This is a genomic window from Methylibium petroleiphilum PM1 (assembly GCF_000015725.1).
Classification (GTDB): domain Bacteria; phylum Pseudomonadota; class Gammaproteobacteria; order Burkholderiales; family Burkholderiaceae_C; genus Methylibium; species Methylibium petroleiphilum.
This window is the reverse complement of sequence record NC_008825.1, coordinates 471,678-491,382: the sequence shown is the minus strand read 5'-3', so window position 1 is coordinate 491,382 and position 19,705 is coordinate 471,678. Positions and strand designations below refer to the sequence as shown.

At 69.1% G+C, this 19,705-nt stretch carries 21 protein-coding genes and 1 other RNA gene; 5 read left to right on the top strand and 17 right to left on the bottom strand.

Annotation, left to right across the window (positions count from 1 at the left end; translation table 11 throughout):
- Positions 1 to 62: 62 nt before the first annotated feature.
- The 3 genes from MPE_RS02265 to rnpB form a co-directional block, all read right to left on the bottom strand.
- Complete coding sequence (locus MPE_RS02265) at positions 63 to 530, bottom strand: SRPBCC family protein (RefSeq protein ID WP_011828052.1); 468 nt, start codon at positions 528 to 530, stop codon at positions 63 to 65.
- Positions 531 to 605: 75 nt separating this feature from the next.
- Complete coding sequence (locus MPE_RS02260; protein WP_036231897.1) at positions 606 to 1,820, bottom strand: multidrug effflux MFS transporter; 1,215 nt, start codon at positions 1,818 to 1,820, stop codon at positions 606 to 608.
- Positions 1,821 to 1,871: 51 nt separating this feature from the next.
- Positions 1,872 to 2,210: RNase P RNA component class A (gene rnpB, locus MPE_RS22930), an RNA gene on the bottom strand.
- 57 nt (positions 2,211 to 2,267) lie between these two features.
- Between rnpB and cysK the strand changes: the two genes are divergently transcribed.
- Positions 2,268 to 3,188, top strand: coding sequence for a cysteine synthase A (gene cysK / locus MPE_RS02255; protein ID WP_011828050.1), 921 nt, complete (start codon positions 2,268 to 2,270; stop codon positions 3,186 to 3,188).
- On the opposite strand, the gene MPE_RS02250 is transcribed toward cysK, so the two are convergent.
- Positions 3,189 to 3,944, bottom strand: a complete 756-nt coding sequence (locus tag MPE_RS02250; RefSeq protein WP_011828049.1) for an NYN domain-containing protein — start codon at positions 3,942 to 3,944, stop codon at positions 3,189 to 3,191.
- Between the two features lie 31 nt (positions 3,945 to 3,975).
- Positions 3,976 to 5,022 (bottom strand): dihydroorotase, encoded by a 1,047-nt coding sequence (gene pyrC / locus MPE_RS02245; RefSeq protein WP_011828048.1) that lies wholly within the window; start codon positions 5,020 to 5,022, stop codon positions 3,976 to 3,978.
- 159 nt (positions 5,023 to 5,181) lie between these two features.
- Here pyrC and MPE_RS02240 point away from each other — a divergent pair, with 159 nt between their 5' ends.
- Positions 5,182 to 6,072, top strand: coding sequence for a DUF4394 domain-containing protein (locus MPE_RS02240; protein ID WP_011828047.1), 891 nt, complete (start codon positions 5,182 to 5,184; stop codon positions 6,070 to 6,072).
- Positions 6,073 to 6,090: 18 nt separating this feature from the next.
- Here the strand turns inward: MPE_RS02240 and MPE_RS02235 are convergent, their stop codons facing one another.
- From MPE_RS02235 to MPE_RS02210, 6 genes are all read right to left on the bottom strand, one after another.
- Positions 6,091 to 6,825, bottom strand: a complete 735-nt coding sequence (locus tag MPE_RS02235) for an amino acid ABC transporter ATP-binding protein (RefSeq protein WP_011828046.1) — start codon at positions 6,823 to 6,825, stop codon at positions 6,091 to 6,093.
- A 13-nt stretch (positions 6,826 to 6,838) separates the two neighbouring features.
- Positions 6,839 to 7,507 carry an amino acid ABC transporter permease gene (locus MPE_RS02230; protein ID WP_011828045.1) on the bottom strand — a complete coding sequence of 223 codons (669 nt, stop codon included), beginning with the start codon at positions 7,505 to 7,507 and terminating at the stop codon, positions 6,839 to 6,841.
- A 78-nt stretch (positions 7,508 to 7,585) separates the two neighbouring features.
- A complete protein-coding gene (locus tag MPE_RS02225) occupies positions 7,586 to 8,326 on the bottom strand; it encodes an amino acid ABC transporter permease (protein WP_011828044.1) in 741 nt (246 codons plus the stop codon).
- Between the two features lie 131 nt (positions 8,327 to 8,457).
- The gene (locus tag MPE_RS02220) at positions 8,458 to 9,351 is read right to left on the bottom strand and encodes an amino acid ABC transporter substrate-binding protein (RefSeq protein ID WP_011828043.1); all 894 of its coding nucleotides are present in this window, start codon (positions 9,349 to 9,351) and stop codon (positions 8,458 to 8,460) included.
- A 131-nt stretch (positions 9,352 to 9,482) separates the two neighbouring features.
- Positions 9,483 to 10,454, bottom strand: a complete 972-nt coding sequence (locus MPE_RS02215) for a LysR family transcriptional regulator (protein WP_011828042.1) — start codon at positions 10,452 to 10,454, stop codon at positions 9,483 to 9,485.
- A gap of 42 nt (positions 10,455 to 10,496) precedes the next feature.
- Complete coding sequence (locus MPE_RS02210; protein WP_011828041.1) at positions 10,497 to 11,057, bottom strand: YaeQ family protein; 561 nt, start codon at positions 11,055 to 11,057, stop codon at positions 10,497 to 10,499.
- A gap of 13 nt (positions 11,058 to 11,070) precedes the next feature.
- Here MPE_RS02210 and MPE_RS02205 point away from each other — a divergent pair, with 13 nt between their 5' ends.
- Together MPE_RS02205 and MPE_RS02200 are read left to right on the top strand one after the other, a co-directional pair.
- Positions 11,071 to 11,376 carry a hypothetical protein gene (locus MPE_RS02205; RefSeq protein WP_041929840.1) on the top strand — a complete coding sequence of 102 codons (306 nt, stop codon included), beginning with the start codon at positions 11,071 to 11,073 and terminating at the stop codon, positions 11,374 to 11,376.
- Complete coding sequence (locus MPE_RS02200) at positions 11,377 to 11,571, top strand: hypothetical protein (protein ID WP_011828040.1); 195 nt, start codon at positions 11,377 to 11,379, stop codon at positions 11,569 to 11,571.
- 15 nt (positions 11,572 to 11,586) lie between these two features.
- Here the strand turns inward: MPE_RS02200 and MPE_RS02195 are convergent, their stop codons facing one another.
- Positions 11,587 to 13,452, bottom strand: a complete 1,866-nt coding sequence (locus MPE_RS02195) for an ABCB family ABC transporter ATP-binding protein/permease (RefSeq protein WP_011828039.1) — start codon at positions 13,450 to 13,452, stop codon at positions 11,587 to 11,589.
- Between the two features lie 45 nt (positions 13,453 to 13,497).
- On the opposite strand from MPE_RS02195, the gene MPE_RS02190 reads away from it, so the two are divergent.
- A complete protein-coding gene (locus MPE_RS02190; RefSeq protein WP_011828038.1) occupies positions 13,498 to 13,929 on the top strand; it encodes an acyl-CoA thioesterase in 432 nt (143 codons plus the stop codon).
- A 10-nt stretch (positions 13,930 to 13,939) separates the two neighbouring features.
- On the opposite strand, the gene msrQ is transcribed toward MPE_RS02190, so the two are convergent.
- From msrQ to MPE_RS02165, 5 genes are all read right to left on the bottom strand, one after another.
- Positions 13,940 to 14,593, bottom strand: a complete 654-nt coding sequence (gene msrQ / locus MPE_RS02185) for a protein-methionine-sulfoxide reductase heme-binding subunit MsrQ (RefSeq protein WP_011828037.1) — start codon at positions 14,591 to 14,593, stop codon at positions 13,940 to 13,942.
- A 2-nt stretch (positions 14,594 to 14,595) separates the two neighbouring features.
- Positions 14,596 to 15,594, bottom strand: coding sequence for a protein-methionine-sulfoxide reductase catalytic subunit MsrP (msrP, locus tag MPE_RS02180; RefSeq protein ID WP_041929500.1), 999 nt, complete (start codon positions 15,592 to 15,594; stop codon positions 14,596 to 14,598).
- A gap of 139 nt (positions 15,595 to 15,733) precedes the next feature.
- Positions 15,734 to 16,090 (bottom strand): hypothetical protein, encoded by a 357-nt coding sequence (locus MPE_RS02175; RefSeq protein WP_011828035.1) that lies wholly within the window; start codon positions 16,088 to 16,090, stop codon positions 15,734 to 15,736.
- A 37-nt stretch (positions 16,091 to 16,127) separates the two neighbouring features.
- Positions 16,128 to 17,549, bottom strand: coding sequence for a c-type cytochrome biogenesis protein CcsB (ccsB, locus tag MPE_RS02170; RefSeq protein WP_011828034.1), 1,422 nt, complete (start codon positions 17,547 to 17,549; stop codon positions 16,128 to 16,130).
- Positions 17,546 to 19,663, bottom strand: coding sequence for a cytochrome c biogenesis protein ResB (locus tag MPE_RS02165; protein WP_041929499.1), 2,118 nt, complete (start codon positions 19,661 to 19,663; stop codon positions 17,546 to 17,548). Before MPE_RS02165 ends, ccsB begins: the two co-directional genes overlap by 4 nt.
- Between the last annotated feature and the right edge of the window lie 42 nt (positions 19,664 to 19,705).

Sequence of the window (19,705 nt, the reverse complement as noted above, 5' to 3'; positions counted from 1 at the left end):
AAGAAGGACTTGCGGAGCCCTCTGGAAGTGAAAGATGAACTCAGCGCAACTCTCGGGGGGCTTCAGGCGAGCCGCCCCTGGGTCTGCCATTCGCGCAGCGTGCGCAGCATGTCGCGGTCGAGCTCCAGCCAGGCCTGCTGCCGGTAGCCCTGCAGCGCCTTCTCCTCGGCGGACCCCGCGTCGTCGGTCTCGTAGACGAAGCGCAGGAACAGCGCGCCGGGCGCCGGCTCCTCGATCGTCACGGTGAGCCGGACCGGCGCGGCGCCCTCGTGCGGCTCGGGCGTGAAGACGATGCGCTGCTCGGGCTCGAGCTGCACCGTGTCCTCGAAGCGCAGTGCGCCGAAGTGGACGCTGCGCCGGCGTTCGCGCGCGTGGGCCCCGGCGCGAGCCTCGCAACGGTCGGGGCCGAGGGGGAACTGCTGCGGCGATTCGACACGCACCAGCAGGCCGCGCCACAGTTCGGCACGGCTCATCGGCGGCACCCGCGGGTCGGCAGGGTCGGTGACTTGGAGCAGGTGTTCGTAGCGCATGGCGGGAGAGCCGAGACAGTCAGGTCTGCATGATGCCTGCGGCGAGCAAGCCGTGCCCCGCCGCACCGGGGCGGGTCAAGCCACGGTGGGCAGCCGCGACCTGACCCACAGCCAGGATGCGAGCCCGATGCTCATCAGCCCCATCGACGCCAGCGCCAGCAGCAGCGTCGAGTGCATCACCAGCGGCGCCAGCAGCCCGGCCACCAGCGCATTCGCGCTGGCCGCGAGGCAGGACTGCATCGACGAGGCCATGCCGCGCCGCTCCGGCACCAGGTCGAGGACCATCAGCGTGACCACCGGCACCATCAGCGCCCAGCCGAACGAGAACACGCCGATCAGCGGCAGCGCCCACCAGGCCTGGGCCGGCATCAGTGCGTTGGCGATCACGTTGACGATCGACACCGCGACCATGACGCGGAAGCCGCGGCGGATCTGGCGCTGCGGCGGCAGCTTGCCAGCCAGCCGCCCGCTCCACCAGGCGCCGCCCATGATGCCGCCGATGGTGAACAGGAAGAACCAGAAGAACTGCTGCGGCGCCAGGCCCAGGTGCTCGCCCACGAACACCGGCGCCGACAGCACGTAGAGGAACATGCCGTTGAACGGAATGCCGCTGGCCAGCGCAAGCAGCACGAAGCGCCCGCTGCTGCCCATCTGCCAGTAGCCGCGCAGCAGGTGGCGCACCTTGAAGGGCTGCCGCGCGCCGAGGTGCAGCGTCTCGGGCAACAGCTTCCAGTTGGCGATCCACAGCGCCACGCCCACGGCGGTGAGGAACCAGAAGATCGCATGCCAGCCGGCGTGCACGAACAGCAGCCCGCCGATGATGGGCGCGATGGCCGGCGCGGCACCGAAGAAGATCGTGACCTGCGACATCACGCGCTGCGCGTCGGCCGGCGGGAACATGTCGCGGATCACCGCGCGCGACACCACGATGCCGGCCCCGGTGGACAGGCCCTGCAGCAGCCGGAAGAACACCAGCTGGCCGATGGTCTGCGACAGCGCGCAGCCGGCCGAGGCGACCGCGAACACCGCCACACCCCACAGCACCACCGGCCGGCGACCGAAGCTGTCGGACAGCGCGCCGTGGAACAGGCTCATCACCGCGAAGCCGATCAGGTAGATCGACAGCGTCTGCTGCATCTGCAGCGGCGTCGCGTCGACCGATGCCGCGATGCCGGTGAAGGCCGGCAGGTAGGTGTCGATCGCGAACGGCCCGAGCATGGCCAGGCAGGCAAGCAGCACGGACAGGGCCCACAGGGGCGCGCGCCAGAGCGTTTGGGCGTCGGGGTTCATCGGGTCCAGTGTGGCCGCGCCGTACCGGCGCGCGGCGCGTCGAACGAATAAGTGTGAAGCGGGCCGATAGGCCGGATTCTGTGCGGCCGCGGCGCCTTGCGGCGTCGCGGCCGTGACCGCCATTCCTCTGGGCCGCCCCTCGCGGGAACGGCTCGGTGCCACCTACCCGCCAGCTCCGCGGAGCCACATCGACGCTGGCCTATTTGGTGTTGCTGCGCGCAGAGATTGCCCGTTTCACCCCGGACGGCTACGCCGCCCGGACTCGTCTCTGTTGCTCTGATCCTCACCTTGCGGTGGACAGCCGTTGGCTGCTGCGCTGCCCTGTGCAGTCCGGACCTTCCTCCAGCACGGCCTTTCGGCCGGTGTGCCAGCGGCGGTCTGGCCCACTTCACCGATGGATTATCGTTGCAGCCGCGAGCACCGTCCGCCCAACGCTGAGGAGACCCTATGAAAGCCAACACCGTCCTCGACACCATCGGCAGCACCCCGCACATCCGCATGCAGCGGTTGTTCGGCGCCGGGCACGAGGTGTGGATCAAGTCCGAGCGCAGCAACCCCGGCGGCTCGATCAAGGACCGCATCGCGCTGTCGATGGTCGAGGCGGCCGAACGCGACGGCCGGCTGCGCAGCGGCGGCACGATCATCGAGCCGACCTCTGGCAACACCGGCGTCGGCCTGGCGATGGTGGCCGCGGTCAAGGGCTACCGGCTGGTGCTGGTGATGCCCGACAGCATGAGCGTGGAGCGCCGCCGCCTGATGCTGGCCTACGGCGCGAGCTTCGTGCTGACGCCGCGCGAGCAGGGCATGAAGGGCGCGATCGCCAAGGCCCAGGAACTGATCGCCGCGACACCCGGTTCGTGGATGCCGCAGCAGTTCGACAACCCGGCCAACATCGACGTGCACGTGCGCACCACGGCGCAGGAGATCCTGGCCGACTTCCCGCAGGGCCTGGACGCGTTGATCACCGGCGTGGGCACCGGCGGGCACATCACCGGCTGCGCGCAGGTGCTGAAGGCGCAGTGGCCGCAGCTCAAGGTGTTCGCGGTGGAGCCGAGCGCCTCCCCGGTCATCTCGGGCGGCAAGCCGTCTCCGCACCCGATCCAGGGCATCGGCGCCGGCTTCGTGCCGACCAACCTGCACACCGCGCTGCTCGACGGCGTGATCCAGGTCGAGGCGGAAGCGGCCCGCGAGATGGCGCGGCGTTCGGCACGTGACGAAGGCCTGCTGGTGGGCATCTCGTCCGGGGCCACGCTGGCGGCGATCGCCCAGAAGCTGCCCGAGCTGCCGGCCGGCAGCCGTGTGCTGGGATTCAACTACGACACCGGCGAGCGCTATCTGTCGATCGAGGGCTTCCTGCCGGCGGAGTGATCAGGACCGCAGCCGGACCTGCTCCGGCTTGTCGGCCGGCAGCATCTCGAAGTGCGGCTCGAGCCGCTTGAACAGCGCCGACGGCCGGCCGTTCTTCTTCAGCACGCCACTGTCGTGCAGCGCCTTGCCGGCGGCGTTGAGCCGCATGGCCCGGCCTTGGCGCAGGTCGGGGCAGGCGTCCAGCACGGCCTCGACCTCGGCCGGGAACGCCGGCGGCGTGGGGGGTGCCACGACGGCGGGTTTCGCGGGGCGGGCAGCGGATTTCGCCACCCGCGGCTTCGCGACCGCCTTCGAAGCGGTACCGCGCGCAGCCGGCCGGGCCGCGCCGAGGACATGGAATTCATCGTAGACGCGCAGGTAGTCGCGCTCCACGTCCTGGGCCGTCTTGCCGTGCTGGCCGTAGCCGACGACGCGGCAGCCCAGCTCGCGCAGGCGCACGATCAGCGGCGCGAAGTCGCGGTCCGAGGACACCAGCACCACCTCGTCCACCGGCTGGCGCAGCACCAGCTCGACCGCGTCGATGGCCAGCGCGAGATCGGTCGCGTTGGGGCCGGCGAAGGTGCTGGGCAGAAAACGGATCGCGTGATCCTGCGACAGCGCCGCGAACTCGGTCGCCTTCTGCACGCTGCCGTAGGCGCGGCGGTGCTGCAGCACGCGGCCGGCCGCCTGCAGTCGCTCGATGACCTCGGCCACCAGCTCGACCTTCACGTTGTCGGCATCGACCAGCAGCGCGGTGCGGATCGTCGGGGTCGTCATGGCGTCTCCTGGGCCGCGGATGCGGCGTTCTTCACTCGACCTGCCGCCAGGCCAGCGACTCGCCGCCGCGCAGCGGCTTGAGCGTCGCTTCGCCGAACGGCAGCGTCTCGGGTGGCGTCCAGGCCTGCCGGCGCAGCGTCACCGTGCCGGCGTTGCGCGGCAGGCCGTAGAAGGCCGGACCGTGGACGCTGGCGAAGCCTTCCAGCCGATCCAGCGCGCCGGCGGCGTCGAAGGCCTCGGCATACAGCTCCAGCGCACTGAACGCGGTGTAGCAGCCGGCACAGCCGCTGGCGTGCTCTTTCAGGTGGGCCGGATGCGGTGCGCTGTCGGTACCGAGGAAATAGCGGTCGCTGCCCGAGGTGGCGGCGGCCACCAGCGCCTCGCGATGCAGCTCGCGCTTGAGCACCGGCAGGCAGTAGTAGTGCGGCCGGATGCCGCCGGTGAAGATGGCGTTGCGGTTGTAGAGCAGGTGGTGGGCGGTGATCGTGGCCGCGGTGTGCGGCCCGGCCCCGGCCACGTACTGCGCGGCCTCGCGGGTGGTGATGTGCTCGAACACGATCTTCAGGGCCGGGAAGTCGCGCCGCAGCGGGATCAGCTGGCGGTCGATGAACACCGCCTCGCGGTCGAACAGGTCGATCTCGGCATCGGTGACCTCGCCGTGCACCAGCAGAGGCAGGCCCTCGCGCTGCATCGCCTCGAGCGTGGCCTGGGTCTTGCGCAGGTCGGTCACGCCGGCATCGCTGTTGGTGGTGGCGCCCGCCGGGTAGAGCTTGACGGCCACGACGCCGGCCGCCTTCGCGCGGCCGATCTCCTCGGGCGGCATGTTGTCGGTCAGGTAGAGCGTCATCAGCGGCTCGAACGCGAGGCCGGCCGGCACAGCCGCGAGGATGCGCTCGCGGTAGGCCAGCGCCTGGGCCGCAGTGGTGACCGGCGGCTTGAGATTGGGCATGATGATCGCGCGGCCGAACTGTCGCGCGGTGTGCGGCACGACGGCCGCCAGCGCGGCGCCATCGCGCACGTGCAGGTGCCAGTCGTCGGGCCGACTCAGGGTCAGGGTGTCCGGGGCAGCAGAACTCATGCGCTGGATTGTCGCCTGCACGCGCGACCGCCCCGCGGCACCGCCCGAACTGGCCGGGAAGCGTTGCGCTGTTCCGGCGATCACGACCGCGGCCGGCCCGGCAGCATCCGCGACCGGGCCGTCAGGCCCCTGCCCACGAACCTTCACCGGAGACCCTGGATGACCCGAACCTTCCTCGCCGCCGGCGTGCTGGCCACGCTCGCGGCGGCTGGCTGTGCCGTCATGGCGCCCTCCACCGACGAACCGCTCGGCCCGCCGGCCAAGGAAACCATCGTCGCGGTCGATGCCGAGCAGCGCTTGCTGCGCTTCAACGCCGGCCAGCCGCAGAAGCTGCTCGACCGGCGCACCCTCACCGGCCTGCAGCCCGGCGAGCGGGTGCTCGGCCTCGACTACCGCGTCGCCCGCGGGCAACTGTTCGCGCTGGGCAGCAGCGGCCGGCTGTACCGCATCGACACGGCCAGCGCCGCCGCCACGCCGGTCGGCTCGCCGCTGGCCATCGCCTTGCAGGGTAGCGAGTTCGGCGTCGACTTCAACCCGACGGTGGACCGCCTGCGCATCGTCAGCGACACCGGCCAGAACCTGCGGCTGCACCCGGACACCGGGGCCGTCGTCGACGCCGACCCGAAGACCGAGGGCACACAGATCGACGGCCCGCTCGCCTACGACGCCGCCGACGTCAACGCCGGCCGCACGCCGGCCGTGGTGGCCGCCGGCTACACCTACAACCAGCAGGACGAGAAGCTCACCACCAACTTCGCGATCGACGCCCGCCTGGGCGTGCTGATCACGCAGGGCAGCCGCGAGGGCGTGCAGCCCGCGGTGTCGCCGAACACCGGCCGGTTGCGGACGGTGGGCCCGCTGAACGCCGGCGCCTTCGAGCGCGCCAGCTTCGACATCGGCGACGTGAACAACACCGCCTATGCCGCCCTCACCGACCACGACGGCCAGGTGTCGCGCTGGGTGCGGATCGACCTCGCCACGGGCGCCGCCACGGCCATCGGCCGCATCGCCGGTGGCCAGCCGGTGGTCGGGATCGCGATCGAGCCCTGAGCCGCGGGGCGCCCGGCTTCAGTGCTGCAGGATCTTCGACAGGAAGTCGCGCGCGCGCGGGGAGCGGGCCGAGGGATCGCCGAAGAAGTCTTCCTTCTTGCAGTCCTCGCAGATCTTGCCCTGGTCCATGAAGATCACACGGTGGCTGACCTTGCGCGCGAAGCCCATCTCGTGGGTCACGCACATCATGGTCATGCCCTCGTTGGCCAGCTGCACCATCACGTCGAGCACTTCGCCCACCATCTCGGGGTCGAGCGCCGAGGTCGGCTCGTCGAACAGCATCACGATCGGGTCCATGCTCAGCGCGCGGGCGATGGCCACGCGCTGCTGCTGGCCACCCGAGAGCTGGCCGGGAAACTTGTCCTTGTGAGCGATCAGGCCCACGCGCTCGAGCATCTTCAGGCCGCGCTTCTTGGCCTCGTCGGGGTTGCGCTTGAGCACCTTGATCTGCGCGAGGGTCAGGTTCTCGGTGACGCTCAGGTGCGGGAACAGCTCGAAGTGCTGGAACACCATGCCGACGCGAGAGCGCAGCTTGGGCAGGTCGGTCTTGGGGTCGGCGATGCTGATGCCGTCGACGACGATGTCGCCCTTCTGGAACGGCTCAAGCGCGTTCACGGTCTTGATCAGCGTGCTCTTGCCGGAGCCCGAGGGCCCGCACACCACCACCACCTCGCCCTTCTTGACGTTGGTGGTGCAGTCGGTCAGCACCTGGAAGCTGCCGTACCACTTGCTGATGTTCTTGATGTCGATCACGGCGCTCTCCTGATCAGCGGATGATGGCGATCTTCTTCTGCAGCCGGCGCACAAGCATGCTCAGGCTGAAGCAGATCACGAAGTAGACGACGGCGGCGACCAGGTAGGTCTCGACCGGACGGTTGAAGTTCTTGCCGGCGACCTCGAAGCCCTTGAGCAGGTCGTAGGCGCCGATCGCGTAGACCAGCGAGGTGTCCTGGAACAGGATGATGGTCTGCGTCATCAGCACCGGCAGCATGTTGCGGAAGGCCTGCGGCAGCACGATCAGCTGCATGCTCTGCGAGTAGGTCATGCCGACCGCGTAGCCGGCATAGACCTGGCCCTTGGGCACGCTCTGGATACCGGCGCGCATGATCTCGGAGTAGTAGGCCGCCTCGAACACCGTGAAGGTGATGATGGCCGACAGCTCGGCGCCCATCGGCCGCCCGATCAGCAACGGGATCAGCAGGAAGAACCACAGGATCACCATCACCAGCGGGATGGAACGCAGCGTGTTGACGTAGAACGCCGCCGGGACCACCAGCCACTTCTTGCCCGACAGCCGCATCAGCGCCAGCAGGGTGCCCAGCACGATGCCACCGACCATCGCGATCAGCGTGAGCTGCACCGAGAAGACCAGGCCCTTGAGGACGAAGCCGGAGACGACGTCCCAGTTCAGGAAGGAAAAATCGAGGTTCAGCATCTCAGGCCTCCCGCCGGGCCACCCCAAGGGCAGGCCGAGCCCCCTTGGGGGGAAGGAGCAAAGGGACGTGGGGGTTCATCATTTGCCTCCCGCCATGCCGGGCACGCGCAGGCGTTCCTCGACGACCAGCATGATGCGGTTGATGGCGAAGGCCGAGATGAAGTACAGCGCCGTCACCGCCAGGTAGACCTCGACCCCGCGCGAGGTTTCCTCCTGCGCCTGCATCGCGAACATCGTCAGCTCGGCGATGCTCACCGCGAACGCGACCGACGAGTTCTTGATGATGTTCATCGACTCGCTGGTGAGCGGCGGAATGACGATGCGGAACGCCATCGGCAGCAGCACATGGCGGTAGGTCTGGCCCAGCGTGAGGCCCATCGCGAGGCCGGCGTAGCTCTGGCCGCGCGGCAGGCTCTGGATGCCCGCCTTGACCTGCTCGGCAATGCGCGCCGAGGTGAAGAAGCCCAGCGCAAACACCACCAGCACGAAGCTGGGCACGCTGCGCAGGCTGGTGAAGAGCGACGGGATCACGTGGTACCAGAGGAACACCTGGACCAGCAGCGGGACGTTGCGGAAGATCTCGGTCCACGCATTGCCCAGGAACACCAGCCGCTTGTCGGGCAGCGTGCGCAGGATGCCGACCAGCGAGCCGACCAGCAGCGCGACCAGCAGCGCCAGCAGGGCCACCGACAGCGTCCAGCCCCAGGCCGAGATCATCCAGTCGAGATAGGTGATGTCGCCGCCGCTGCCGAAGCAGCGGGGGATGACCTCGCCATCGAGGGTGTTCTTGCAGAACACCTGCCAGTCCCATGTGGCCACGAGGCCTCCCTTTCCTGGGGTGTGCGAGCGCGCTTTCTGCGCCCGACGGAGCGGCGCGGTTGGGTTGTACCCTTATCGCGCGCCCGACTCAAGCCGGGGCGATGCTGCTGCCCCGGCCCGGTCTGCCTGGATCACTTCTTCGCGTAGTCTTCCATCGGCTTGTTGTTGGGGTGCTTCAGCGTGTCCTTGAGGGTGTCGCTCATCGGCAGGCCGACCTTCGCGCCGGTGGGCGGCGTCGGCTGCATGAACCACTTGTCGTAGAGCGCGTTGATTTCGCCCGACTTCACCATGCCGGCGATCGTGGCGTTGACCAGCTTCAGCAGCGCCTCGTCGTCCTTGCGCATCATGATGGCGATCGGCTCGACCGACAGCACCTCGCCGACGATCTTGAAGTCCGCCGGATTCTTGCTGCGCGCGATCAGCCCGGCCAGCAGGCTGCCGTCCATCACGAACACGTCGGCGCGGCCACTGTCGACCAGCAGGAAGCTGTCGGAGTGGTCCTTGCCGAACACTTCCTTGAACTCCATGTTCTCGGCCCGCTTGTTCTTGCGCAGCGTCTGCACCGAGGTCGTTCCGGTGGTCGTGGCCACCGTCTTGCCCTGCAGGTCGGCGATCGACTTGATGCCCGAGCTGGTCTTGACCGCCATCCGCACTTCCTCGACGAAGGTGGTGTTGGCGAAGGCCACGTCCTTCTGGCGGGTGGCGTTGTTGGTGGTCGAGCCGCACTCGAGGTCGACGGTGCCGTTCTGCACCAGCGGGATGCGGTTCTGCGATGTCACCGGCTGGTAGTTGACCTTGAGCTTGCGGCCGACCGCCTTCTCGATGTCCTCGACCGCCTTCTCGCAGATCGCCACGTGGTAGCCGACGTACTTGGCACCACCCAGCGTGTACGACAGGACACCGGAGGACTCGCGCACACCGAGGGTGATGGCGCCGGAGTCCTTGACCTTCTTCAGGGTGTCCTCGGCCTGGGCGAGGCCGGTGGCGGCCAGCGCGGTCACGAGGATCAAGAGCGATTTCTTCATGAAGACTCCTTGTGGGGATCGGTAACGGAAGAGCAAAAATCTACAGGAGGCTCGGCGTGCAGGCCATACGGGGTCGCCACAGGTGCATCGCCCCGGAACGCGAGCAGGGTTCGTGCCATACCCCGCGCGGCTCAGGCCGCTGCCCGCGGCGCCGCGCCGGCCGACAGCGGCCCGGCGCCGGCCTGCAACAGGTGTGCCCACAGCGCCCGGACGCCCGGCTTGACGTGCTTCGCGACCTCGGGGCGCTCGCGGTAGATGCGCACCTCCATGCTGAGTTCGAAGCTGCCCGACGGCGCGGCCGGCACCAGCTTGCGCGTCTTCAGCTCCTTGCGCACCGAACTGGCCGGCAGGAAGGCCAGGCCATGCCCCTCGAGCGCCATCGCCTTCAGGCCCTCGGCCATGTCGGTCTCGTAGATCGGGTCGAGCAGCACCGGCAGCGGCGTCTGCTTGATGATCAGGTCCACCAGCTGCCCGAGGTAGGCGCCGCTGGCATAGCCCAGGAAGGGCACCCGCTCGCGCTCACGTCCGGGCAGGCGGAACAGCGGCTCGCCGTCCGGCCCGGCCTTGGCGTAGGCGCGCAGCGACTCCTCGCCGAGCGTCAGCATCTCGTAGCGGTCGGTGTTGAGCTGCAGCGGCTGCGCCGGGTGGTGGTAGGCGATCAGCAGGTCGCAGCTGCCCTCGGTCAGGCGCAGCACCGCATCGTGCACATTGAGTGCGATCAGGCGGCTCTTCAGCGCACCGGATTCGCGCTTCAGGTCGCGGTTGAGCTCCATGATCCAGTGCGGAAAGAAGGCGAATGCCAGCGTGTGGGGCACCGCGAACTCGATCATGTCCGGCCCCGCGGCCCGGTGACCGCGCAGCAGGTTGCGGGTGGCCTGCAGCGCCACCAGGATCTCCAGGGCCTGGGCGTGGAAGCTCTCGCCGGCCGGCGTGAGGCGGGTCGGGTAGGACGAGCGGTCGACCAGATCGGTGCCGGCCCAGGCCTCCAGCGCCTGGATCCGGCGCGAGAACGCCGGCTGGGTGACGTGGCGCAGTTGGGCCGAGCGCGAGAAGCTGCGCGTCTCGGCCAGGCTCACGAAGTCTTCCAGCCACTTGGTCTCCACGCGCCGCAGTGTAGCCAGCGCCCGGCGCTTCGCGGCGCCGGTTCAACGGAGCACGGCTTCCTTCAGCTCCACCAACTCCACCTCCACGGTCGCGTCGCCATCGCCGAGCCAGACCGTCCCGTCCTGCACCGTGCACTGCAGCCGCATGCTGCGGCGGGCCAGCAGCGCGAGCGCCGTGCTCGCCTCGGCCGGGACCTGGCGAACGCGCAGGTTCGCCAGCTTCTCCAGCGGCCCGCGGTTCTGCCCCCACCACAGGCTGCCGTTGCGGCCGTAGATGTACAGCACCACCTCGCGCGAACGGTGGCTGGCCTTGCGCACCCATTTCTCTTCCGGCTGGCCGACATCGACCCACAGTTCGATGTCGCCGACCAGGCTGCGCCGCCACAGATCGGGCTCGTCCATCTCGGTCATCGCGTTGGCGAAGGACAATGGCGCCCGATCCTCGCCTTCGGCATGCAAGGCGTAGGCGAGCAGCCGCACCATCATCCGCTCGTCGTTCTCCGACGGGTGCTGGGCCAGCGTCAGCGCATGGGTGCCGTAGTGGGCACGGTCCATGTCGGCGACCTGGAGTTCGGCCTTGAAGACCGTTGATTTGAGAGCCATGGAGAGTGTCGCGATGCCGAGCAAGAAGTTCGATCTGGAGAAGGACAAGGCCAAGAAGACCCTGGGGCGGCTCTCGCAGTCTGGCACACCGCAGCGCTTCGGCGCGGCGGCCCTGCCGGCGCTCGACCGGCGTGAACAGCGCCGTCTGGACCAGGCGGCCGGGCTGGTGCCGTTCGCCACCAAGCTGCCAGCCCCGCTGGTGGCGGCGCTCCATGCCGCCGCCGAGGCCGGCGGCGAGACGCCGGGCGCGCTGCTGGCGCGGCTGCTGCAGGCCGGGCTGCCCGGTTACCATGCAGGCACTGACACCCAGGAGGGCTGATTGGCCACCCCGAACTACTCCTACGAGAAGCGCCAGCGCGAGCTGGCGAAGAAGCGCAAGAAGGAAGAGAAGCTCAAGCGCAAGTCCACCGGCTCGGGTGCCGGTGAAGGCGGCGAGCCCGAGGCCGGCGAAGCGGCGGACGACACGCCACCGGTCGACGGCACCCCGCCCGCGGGTGGCTCCAGCGCGGGCTGAACGGCCCCCCGCGGCTCAGGACGCGGCGACGTCGGCCGCCGCCTCGGCGCCGCCTTGCTGCTGCAGCGCCCACATCTGTGCATAGCGCCCTTCTCGGGCCAGCAGCTCCGCATGCGTGCCGCGCTCGACGATGCGGCCCGCCTCCATCACCAGGATCTGATCGGCGTCGACCACGGTCGACAGCCGGTGCGCGATGACCAGTGCGGTCTTGTTGCGCGCCGCGGTCTGCAGCTCGGCCTGGATGGCCCGCTCGTTGGCCGAGTCGAGCGCCGAGGTGGCCTCGTCGAAGATCACGATCGGCGGATTCTTCAGCAGCGTGCGCGCGATCGCCACGCGCTGCTTCTCGCCGCCGCTCAGCTTCAGGCCACGCTCGCCGACCATCGTGCCGTAGCCTTTCGGGGTCGATGCGATGAAACCGTGGATGCGAGCCGCCTGGGCCGCCGCCTCGATCTCGGCCTGGGTCGCCCCGGGTCGGCCGTAGGCGATGTTGTAGGCCACGGTGTCGTTGAACAGCACGGTGTCCTGCGGCACGATGCCGATGGCGCGGCGCAGGCTGGCCTGGGTGAGCTGGCGGATGTCGTGGCCGGCGATCGTGATGCGGCCCTCGCTCACGTCGTAGAAGCGGTACAGCAGCCGCGCCAGCGTGCTCTTGCCCGCACCCGACGGCCCGACCACCGCGATCGTGTGGCCGGCCGGGATCTCGAAGCTCAGGCCGTGCAGGATGGGCCGCCCCGCTTCGTAGGCGAATCCGACGTTCTCGAAGCGCACGACCGGCGGCGCCTCGGCGTGCAGGTCCTGAGCGTCGGGTGCGTCGCGCACCTCGCGCTCGCGCTCCAGCAGGTCGAACATCTTGTCGAGGTCGGTCAGCGCCTGCTTGATCTCGCGGTAGATCACGCCCAGGAAATTGAGCGGGATGTAGAGCTGGATCATGAAGGCGTTGATCATCACCAGGTCGCCCAGCGTCATGCGTCCGGACACCACGCCCTCCGTGGCGCGCCACAGCATCGCGATCAGCGCGATGGCGATCAGCAGCTGCTGGCCGGTGTTGAGCAGCGACAGCGTCGACTGCGACTTGAGCTTCGCCCGGCGCAGCCGATCGAGGCTCTCGTCGTAGCGCTTCGCCTCGAAGTCCTCGTTGTTGAAGTACTTGACGGTTTCGTAGTTCAGCAGCGAGTCGATCGCCTTGGAATGCGAGCTCGAGTCCAGCTCGTTCATCGTCTTGCGGAACTTCGTGCGCCACTCGGTCACGAGCACCGTGAACCCGATGTAGACCACCAGCGCGGCCAGCGTGATCCACGCGAACATCGCGTCGAACTTGACCGCCAGCAGCCCGAGCACGAGGCTGACCTCGACCAGCGTGGGCAGGATGCTGTAGAGGGAATACGAGATCAGCGACTGCACGCCACGCGTGCCTCGCTCGATGTCGCGCGTCATGCCGCCGGTCTGGCGCTCGAGGTGGAAACGCAGGCTCAGCGCGTGCAGGTGCTGGAACACCTGCAGCGAGATGCTGCGCGAGGCGCCCTCGGTCGCCTTGGCGAACACCAGCTCGCGCAGCTCGGTGAACAGCGAGGTCGACAGCCGCAGCGCGCCGTAGGCCAGCAGCAGTCCCGCCGGCACCACCAGCGCGGCACGCGGATCGCCCAGCGGGATGGACAGCGCATCCACCAACTGCTTCAGCAGCAACGGGACGCCGACGTTGGCGACCTTGGCCGTGATCAGGCAGGCCAGCGCCGCGATCACGCGGAACTTGTAGACCCACAGGTAGGGCAGCAGCCGGGCGAGCGTCGCCCAGTCGGAGCGCGCCGCAGCGGCCGGGCCCGCAGCAGGTGCAGCCGGGCCGGCAGCGGCCGGCGGCGGACTCAGGGTTTCAGCGCGACGCATCAATCACAATCTCCACAAGACCCGCCCTCAGCCGCCGAGCCCACGATGAACGACAGCCCGCACCACCAGCCCAACCAGCTGGGCGCCAACCTCACCCAGGTCGATCCTGACCTCGTGCTCGTGCTGCGGGTCATGCCGATGCCGGCCGACGCCAACCCCAACGGCGACATCTTCGGCGGCTGGATCATGGCCCAGGTCGACCTGGCGGGCGCGGTGCTGCCGGCCCGCGTGGCGCGTGGCCGCATTGTCACAGTGGCGGTCAACCAGTTCGTTTTCAAGCAGCCGGTGTCGGTCGGTGACCTGCTCAGCTTCTACGCCCGCGTCGAGCGCATCGGCCGCACGTCCGTCACGGTGCACGTCGTGGTCTACGCCGAACGCAACCCGGCGGACCCGGTGGTGGTCAAGGTGACCGAGGCCAACCTGACCTACGTGGCGATCAACATGGACGGCAGCCCGCGCGAGATCCCGCGCAGCTGAGCCTCCGCCGTCAACCTGCGGCGACCGGCCGGCGCCGCAGGTGCGCGACCAGGCGCCAGCCCAGCAGCACCGCGAGGATGGCCGCGTAGACCGCGACCTCGGCATAGTTGTGCTTGGCCGAGCGCATCCAGAAGAAGTGCAGGATCGCTAGCAGCGCCACGGCGTAGACAAGCCGGTGCAGCGCCTGCCAGCGTTTCGCGCCCAGCGCCCGGATTGCGCGGTTGAACGAGGTGGCCGCCAGCGGCGCCATCAGTAGCAGGGCGGCGAAGCCGACCAGCGCGAACGGCCGCTTCGGGATGTCGCGCGTGATCTCGGCGAGATCGAAGCCCATGTCCAGCCAAGCGTAGCAGAGGAAGTGCAGCACGCCGTAGAAGAAGGTGAACAGGCCCAGCATACGCCGAAAGCGCAGCAAAGCCGGCTGGCCGGTCCATTGCCGCAGCGGCGTGACGGCCAGCGTGAGGCAGAGGAAGCGCAGCGTCCAGTCGCCGGTGGCGCGGATCAGCGCCTCGGCCGGGTTGGCGCCCAGCGTGTTGGCCAGGGCGCCGTAGAGCAGCCAGGCGAGCGGCAGCAGGCTCGCCACGAACAGCAGTGGCTTGGCGGCTGGCCGCAGCAGCACCGATGCGTTGCGGCGCGCACCCCGGGGCGCCGGCAGCGTGGCGCTCATCGTCAGAAGTTCTTGGCGAGATCGAGGCCCGCGTAGAGCTGACCGACCTGCGCCTCGTAGCCGTTGAACATCTGCGTCGGGCGCTTCTTCTGGAAGATGCCGTCCTCACCGATGCGGCGCTCGGTGGCCTGGCTCCAGCGCGGGTGGTCGACCTTGGGGTTCACGTTCGAGTAGAAGCCGTACTCGTGCGAGGCCGCCTTGAACCAGGCGGTCTTCGGCTGCTGCTCGACGAAGCGGATCTTGACGAGGGACTTGGCGCTCTTGAACCCGTACTTCCACGGCACGACCAGCCGCACCGGCGCGCCGTTCTGGTTGGGCAGCACCTCGCCGTACATGCCGAAGGCCAGCAGGGTCAGCGGGTGCAGGGCCTCATCGAGGCGCAGGCCTTCGACGTAGGGCCACTCGAGCACGCGCGAGCCGACGAAGGGCATCTGCTTCGGGTCGGCCAGGGTCACGAACTCGATGAACTTCGCGTTGCCGGTCGGCTCGACGCGCTTGATCAGTTCCGCCAGCGAGTAGCCGACCCAGGGAATCACCATCGACCAGCCCTCGACGCAGCGCAGTCGGTAGATGCGCTCCTCCATCGGGGCGAGCTTGAGCAGGTCCTCGATGCCGAGGGTCTGCGGCTTCTTCACCTCGCCCTCGATCGCCACCGTCCAGGGCCGCGTCTGCAGCTTGCCGGCATTGCGCGCCGGGTCTTCCTTGCCGGTGCCGAACTCGTAGAAGTTGTTGTAGCTGGTGGCGTCCGCGTAGGCGGTCTGCTTCTCGACTGTCGAGGCGCCGGCTACGCCGCTGCGCGCGCCGGGCAGGGCCGCGAGCTTGCCGGCGCGGGGAGCCTGCGCCAGCGCGTCGCGCTGCGCCCAGCCGGCCAGCGCGGCGCCGGCGCCGCCGGCGGCCAGCAGGCGCAGGAACTCGCGCCGCTGCTCGTAGGCCGCACGCGGCGTGATCTCGCTGGCCACGGGATGGAGGTAGCCCGCGCGGGCCTGTCGGGGAATCAGCATGGTCGGTCGCCTGGTGAGGAACGCGGAGGTTCGAAGGCCGGCGCGGGGCGGGAGTTCCGTCACGGGCCGCACATCCTTGCACAACAGTCGCGGCGCGACGAGCAACCTTACAGCCCGGGCACGCGTCCCGGGCGACCCGTCAGAGCGCCGAGAAATCGGTGGAGAGGATGCCGTCGTCGTCCTCGTCGCCGTACAGGCGCAGCGCCTGGGCCGGCTTGCGATCGCGGAAGCTCTTGCGTGCGTACAGCTTCTCCTGCGCCTGCACCGGCAGGTCGGTGATGCGCAGGACCTGGCGGGCGATCAGCACGTCGATCAGGTCTTCGAGCACGCGCACGACGTCGGCGTCGAGCTTCGCGAACTCGCTCTGCGGCGTGCTGCCGGCGCCGACGAAGGCCTGCACCTCCGGGTGGTCAGGCGGCAGAAACTCCGCGCCCGCTTCCGGGTGGCGGTGCAGGCTTAGGACGCGGCCGTCGGCGTGGCGCAAGGCATAGGGCATGACGCTGCCGACTTTAATCGGCGCAGCGTCCTGCCGCTTACAACTGCCCGTAGGAGTGCAGGCCCGACAGGAACATGTTCACGCCGAGGAAGGCAAAGGTGGTGACCACCAGGCCGACCAGCGCCCACCAGGCAGCCACCGTGCCGCGCAGCCCCTTCATCAGCCGCATGTGCAGCCAGGCCGCGTAGTTGAGCCAGACGATCAGCGCCCAGGTCTCCTTCGGGTCCCAGCTCCAGTAGCCGCCCCAGGCCTCGGCGGCCCACAGCGCGCCGAGCACGGTCGCGATCGTGAAGAAAGCGAAGCCGACCGCGATGGCGCGGTACATCACGTCGTCGAGCAGTTCCAGCGCCGGCAGCTTGGCGACGATCGGCCGGCGCAGCGCCAGCGTCAGCGCGAAGAAGGCGCCGACGCCGCCGATCAGGCGCATCGCCGAGCCGAGCGAACCCACCGTTTCGGCCTGCAGCGGCGCGAACGCCGCAAAGGCCCCCAGCACCGCCAGCAAGCCCACCGGCAGGACGATGAAAGCGGTCACCAGGGCCCGCGTCGCGGCCGTCTTCAGCAGGTAGGCCCAGGCGACCATCGCGGCCAGCGCGAAGGTGCCGTAGCCGACGAAGTTGGCCGGCACATGCACCTTCATCCACCAGCTCTGCAGCGCCGGCACCAGCGGCTGGATCTCCTGCGCCTCGCGCGCCACCGTGTACCAGAGCAGGAAGCCGACCGACGCGCTGACGATCAGCATCACGAAGGCACCGAGCGAGCGCACGCTGCCCTCACCGCTGCCGGCATTGGCGGCCTGGCCGCTGGCCGTGCTGGCGGCGCGCTGCAGGTAGTTGGCCTCGAAGTACAGGTAGAACAGCGCCGTCATCCAGGCGAACAGCACGAACACCTCGTAGAGGTTGCTGACCGGGATGTGGCCGATGTCGGCGCCGATCTGGTGGCTCTCGTACCAGCGCACCATGGTGCCGGTGAGCGCCATGAACACCGCGCCCCAGGCCAGCAGCGAGCCGATCTTCTCGGCCGTGGCCTGGCTGTCGCGCTGCTTGAAGAAACCGATCCAGTAGAACAGCGTGCTCATGAAGAACAGCGTGCACATCCACAGGATCGCCGTCTGGCTCGCGAACAGGTACTTCAGCAGGAACAGCTGCTGCCCGGCCTCGAGGTCGGCACCGAAGCCGTCGGTGGTGCGGCTGTAGAGGCCGATCGCGAGGAAGCTGGCCAGCGCGACGGCGATCGCCAGGCCCCGCAGCGGGCCCCAGAACCAGCCCAGGCCGATGACCAGCGGTGTCGCGCCGGCGAGGATGCCGAGTTCGTAGCCGTCCATGTGGCTGCCATAGCGCTGGAAGGCATAGCCGGCACCGGCCACGACCAGCAGCGCGAAGATCCAGTCGAAGGCGCTGCGCCGGGCGAAGTAGCCGCCGCGACCGATCGTCAGCATGGCGGGGGGCGTGGTGGTGTTCATGCGCTTTCCTTCGCTAGGAGGCTGTCGCGTATCTGCTCGAACTCACGGTCGGTGTCGAGCGTCTGCCGGGTCGACGACAGCGCGGCGGTCAGGCGCGTGCCGCCGCCGTCCGATGCGTCCTCGAGCCACACCCACAGGCGGCGTTCGCGCACATAGAGCATCGCGAACACGCCGATGATCAGGAACAGGCAGCCGAGGTAGACCAGCGTCTTGCCCGGCGTGCGCGTGACCTGGAACACGCTGGCCTGCACCTGGGTGTAGTCGTCCAGCGCCAGCAACACCGGCGCCGGGTAGAAGAAGGCATCCGAGAGCGACAGCACGGCCTGTGTCATGAAGGCCTGGGTGGCCTCGTCGGGCACGAGGGGCTTGAGGCCGGCGCGCTCGCGCGTCAGGTTCAGCAACTCGAACAGCGTGCCGTTGAGGATGCGCAGCAGCACGTCCGAGGTGCGCTCGCGGTCGGCTTCCGGCACGCTGGCCTCCAGGAAGCCCGACAGCGCCTGCAGCCCGCCGACGGCCGGTTCGCCCGCGCGCACCGGCTCGATGCCGGCGTAGAGGTCCAGCGCGCGCCGCGCCGATACTGTCAGTTGCTCCGCCAGTTCGGGCTTGTCGGCCGGCGTGGCGCGGGCCACGTAGCGCTGCACCGCGGCCTCGCGCAACGCCCGCTCGTTGAGGCCGCCGCGCAGCCGCATCCAGCCGGCCAGGCCGTCGGCATCGTCGGCCGGAATGCGCAGGTAGCGGAATGGCTCGTTGGGCGTCTCACGCACCCCAGCGAGGAAGACGCGCTGGCCATCGAGCGTGAGCGGCAGCGTGTAGTTGTTGTACTCGCGGGCCTGGCCGGCCGCGTCGCGCAGCTTGTAGCTGATCGACGGCCCGACGTTCTGCAGCGTCTTCTCGGTTCGCGTCTTCGCGCCGGAACCGAGGTGGCTCTCGAGCCGGTTGACGAGATCGACCTTGCGCACGTCGGTGCCGCCGCTCGCATCGACGGCCGTGAGGTTCTCGACGTTGATGACGCGCAGGCCGGTGAACTCGAGGCCGAGCGTCTGGCCGTCGCGCTCGCTCTGGATCTTGGTCTCGGTGCCGACCTCGCCGTCCATCTGGAACGGCGTCCCGCCGCCCAGCGGCCAGCCCCGGAGCTTGAGCTTGGAGCCGCCGTCCTCGAAGCTCGACAGGTAGATCATCACGCCGCGGTGCTGCACCGGCTCGTTGACCTTCACGGTCGCGGTGCGGGTGGCGCCGGTGTCGCGGTCGTGCAGCACGATGTCGCTGGCGAATCGCTTGGGCATGCCGGTCGGGTAGAAGTCGACCAGGAACTTCTTCAGCTCGATGTCGAACGGCAGCGGCTGCAGCACCACGCCGTCCTTCAGCTGGATCACCGCGGTGCCGCCACGCTGGCCTTCGCCGACCAGGATGTTGCCGCGGTAGGTCGGGTTGCCCTCGGAGAGCACATGCTCGGCCGGCACGTTGCGCAGCAGGCCGGCCCCGGGCCAGGCGGACTTGTCGAACAGCGCCATCTGCGCACGCACCACCAGGTCACCGTCGAACAGGCCGCCGATGCAGATCAGCACGATCGCCGAGTGCGCGGCCAGATAGCCGAGCTTGTTGGCAGCGCCCTTTCGGGCCGCCACCATCACGCCGCCCTCGCGTTCCTGCAGCTTGGCCTTCCAGCCGCCAGCGACCAGCAACGCCGACACGCGGTCCAGCACCTCGGCGCGTGGCGCGGCGAGTGTGCCCTCGGCGCGGTGATGGAAGGACTTGAGGCTGCTCGCGCGGATCTGCTCCTTGTAGGCCTTGAGATCGACCAGGATCTTCGGCGCGTTGCGCGCGATGCACAGGCTGGTCGACGCGACCAGGAAGGCCAGGATCAGCAGGAACCACCAGGCGCTGTAGACCGCATAGAGGTCGAGTGCGTCGAACACCTGCGCCCAGAACGGCCCGAACTGGTTCACGTAGTTGTTCATCGACTCGTGCTGCCGCAGCACGGTACCGATGACCGAGGCGATGCAGATCACGGTCAGCAGCGTGATCGAGAACCGCATCGACGACAGCACCTCGACCGCTGCGCGCAACGTGCGCGAGCGAGTCGGCAGTTCGAGGCCGGTGGTACTGACGGTCATGGGAAAGGGACGATTCGACGAAGGGCGAACAGGCAGAGGCGG

Excerpts from the sequence above, each read along its gene's own strand:
- MPE_RS02205 (WP_041929840.1), top strand. The coding sequence starts at position 11,071 with ATGCCGAGCAAGAAGTTCGATCTGGAGAAGGACAAGGCCAAGAAGACC.
- msrQ (WP_011828037.1), bottom strand. The coding sequence starts at position 14,593 with ATGAGCGCCACGCTGCCGGCGCCCCGGGGTGCGCGCCGCAACGCATCG.
- MPE_RS02165 (WP_041929499.1), bottom strand. The coding sequence starts at position 19,663 with ATGACCGTCAGTACCACCGGCCTCGAACTGCCGACTCGCTCGCGCACG.
- msrP (WP_041929500.1), bottom strand. The coding sequence starts at position 15,594 with ATGCTGATTCCCCGACAGGCCCGCGCGGGCTACCTCCATCCCGTGGCC.
- MPE_RS02190 (WP_011828038.1), top strand. The coding sequence starts at position 13,498 with ATGAACGACAGCCCGCACCACCAGCCCAACCAGCTGGGCGCCAACCTC.
- MPE_RS02220 (WP_011828043.1), bottom strand. The coding sequence starts at position 9,351 with ATGAAGAAATCGCTCTTGATCCTCGTGACCGCGCTGGCCGCCACCGGC.
- pyrC (WP_011828048.1), bottom strand. The coding sequence starts at position 5,022 with ATGAGTTCTGCTGCCCCGGACACCCTGACCCTGAGTCGGCCCGACGAC.
- cysK (WP_011828050.1), top strand. The coding sequence starts at position 2,268 with ATGAAAGCCAACACCGTCCTCGACACCATCGGCAGCACCCCGCACATC.
- MPE_RS02265 (WP_011828052.1), bottom strand. The coding sequence starts at position 530 with ATGCGCTACGAACACCTGCTCCAAGTCACCGACCCTGCCGACCCGCGG.
- MPE_RS02250 (WP_011828049.1), bottom strand. The coding sequence starts at position 3,944 with ATGACGACCCCGACGATCCGCACCGCGCTGCTGGTCGATGCCGACAAC.
- MPE_RS02260 (WP_036231897.1), bottom strand. The coding sequence starts at position 1,820 with ATGAACCCCGACGCCCAAACGCTCTGGCGCGCGCCCCTGTGGGCCCTG.
- MPE_RS02175 (WP_011828035.1), bottom strand. The coding sequence starts at position 16,090 with ATGCCCTATGCCTTGCGCCACGCCGACGGCCGCGTCCTAAGCCTGCAC.
- MPE_RS02230 (WP_011828045.1), bottom strand. The coding sequence starts at position 7,507 with ATGCTGAACCTCGATTTTTCCTTCCTGAACTGGGACGTCGTCTCCGGC.
- MPE_RS02195 (WP_011828039.1), bottom strand. The coding sequence starts at position 13,452 with ATGCGTCGCGCTGAAACCCTGAGTCCGCCGCCGGCCGCTGCCGGCCCG.
- ccsB (WP_011828034.1), bottom strand. The coding sequence starts at position 17,549 with ATGAACACCACCACGCCCCCCGCCATGCTGACGATCGGTCGCGGCGGC.
- MPE_RS02210 (WP_011828041.1), bottom strand. The coding sequence starts at position 11,057 with ATGGCTCTCAAATCAACGGTCTTCAAGGCCGAACTCCAGGTCGCCGAC.
- MPE_RS02240 (WP_011828047.1), top strand. The coding sequence starts at position 5,182 with ATGACCCGAACCTTCCTCGCCGCCGGCGTGCTGGCCACGCTCGCGGCG.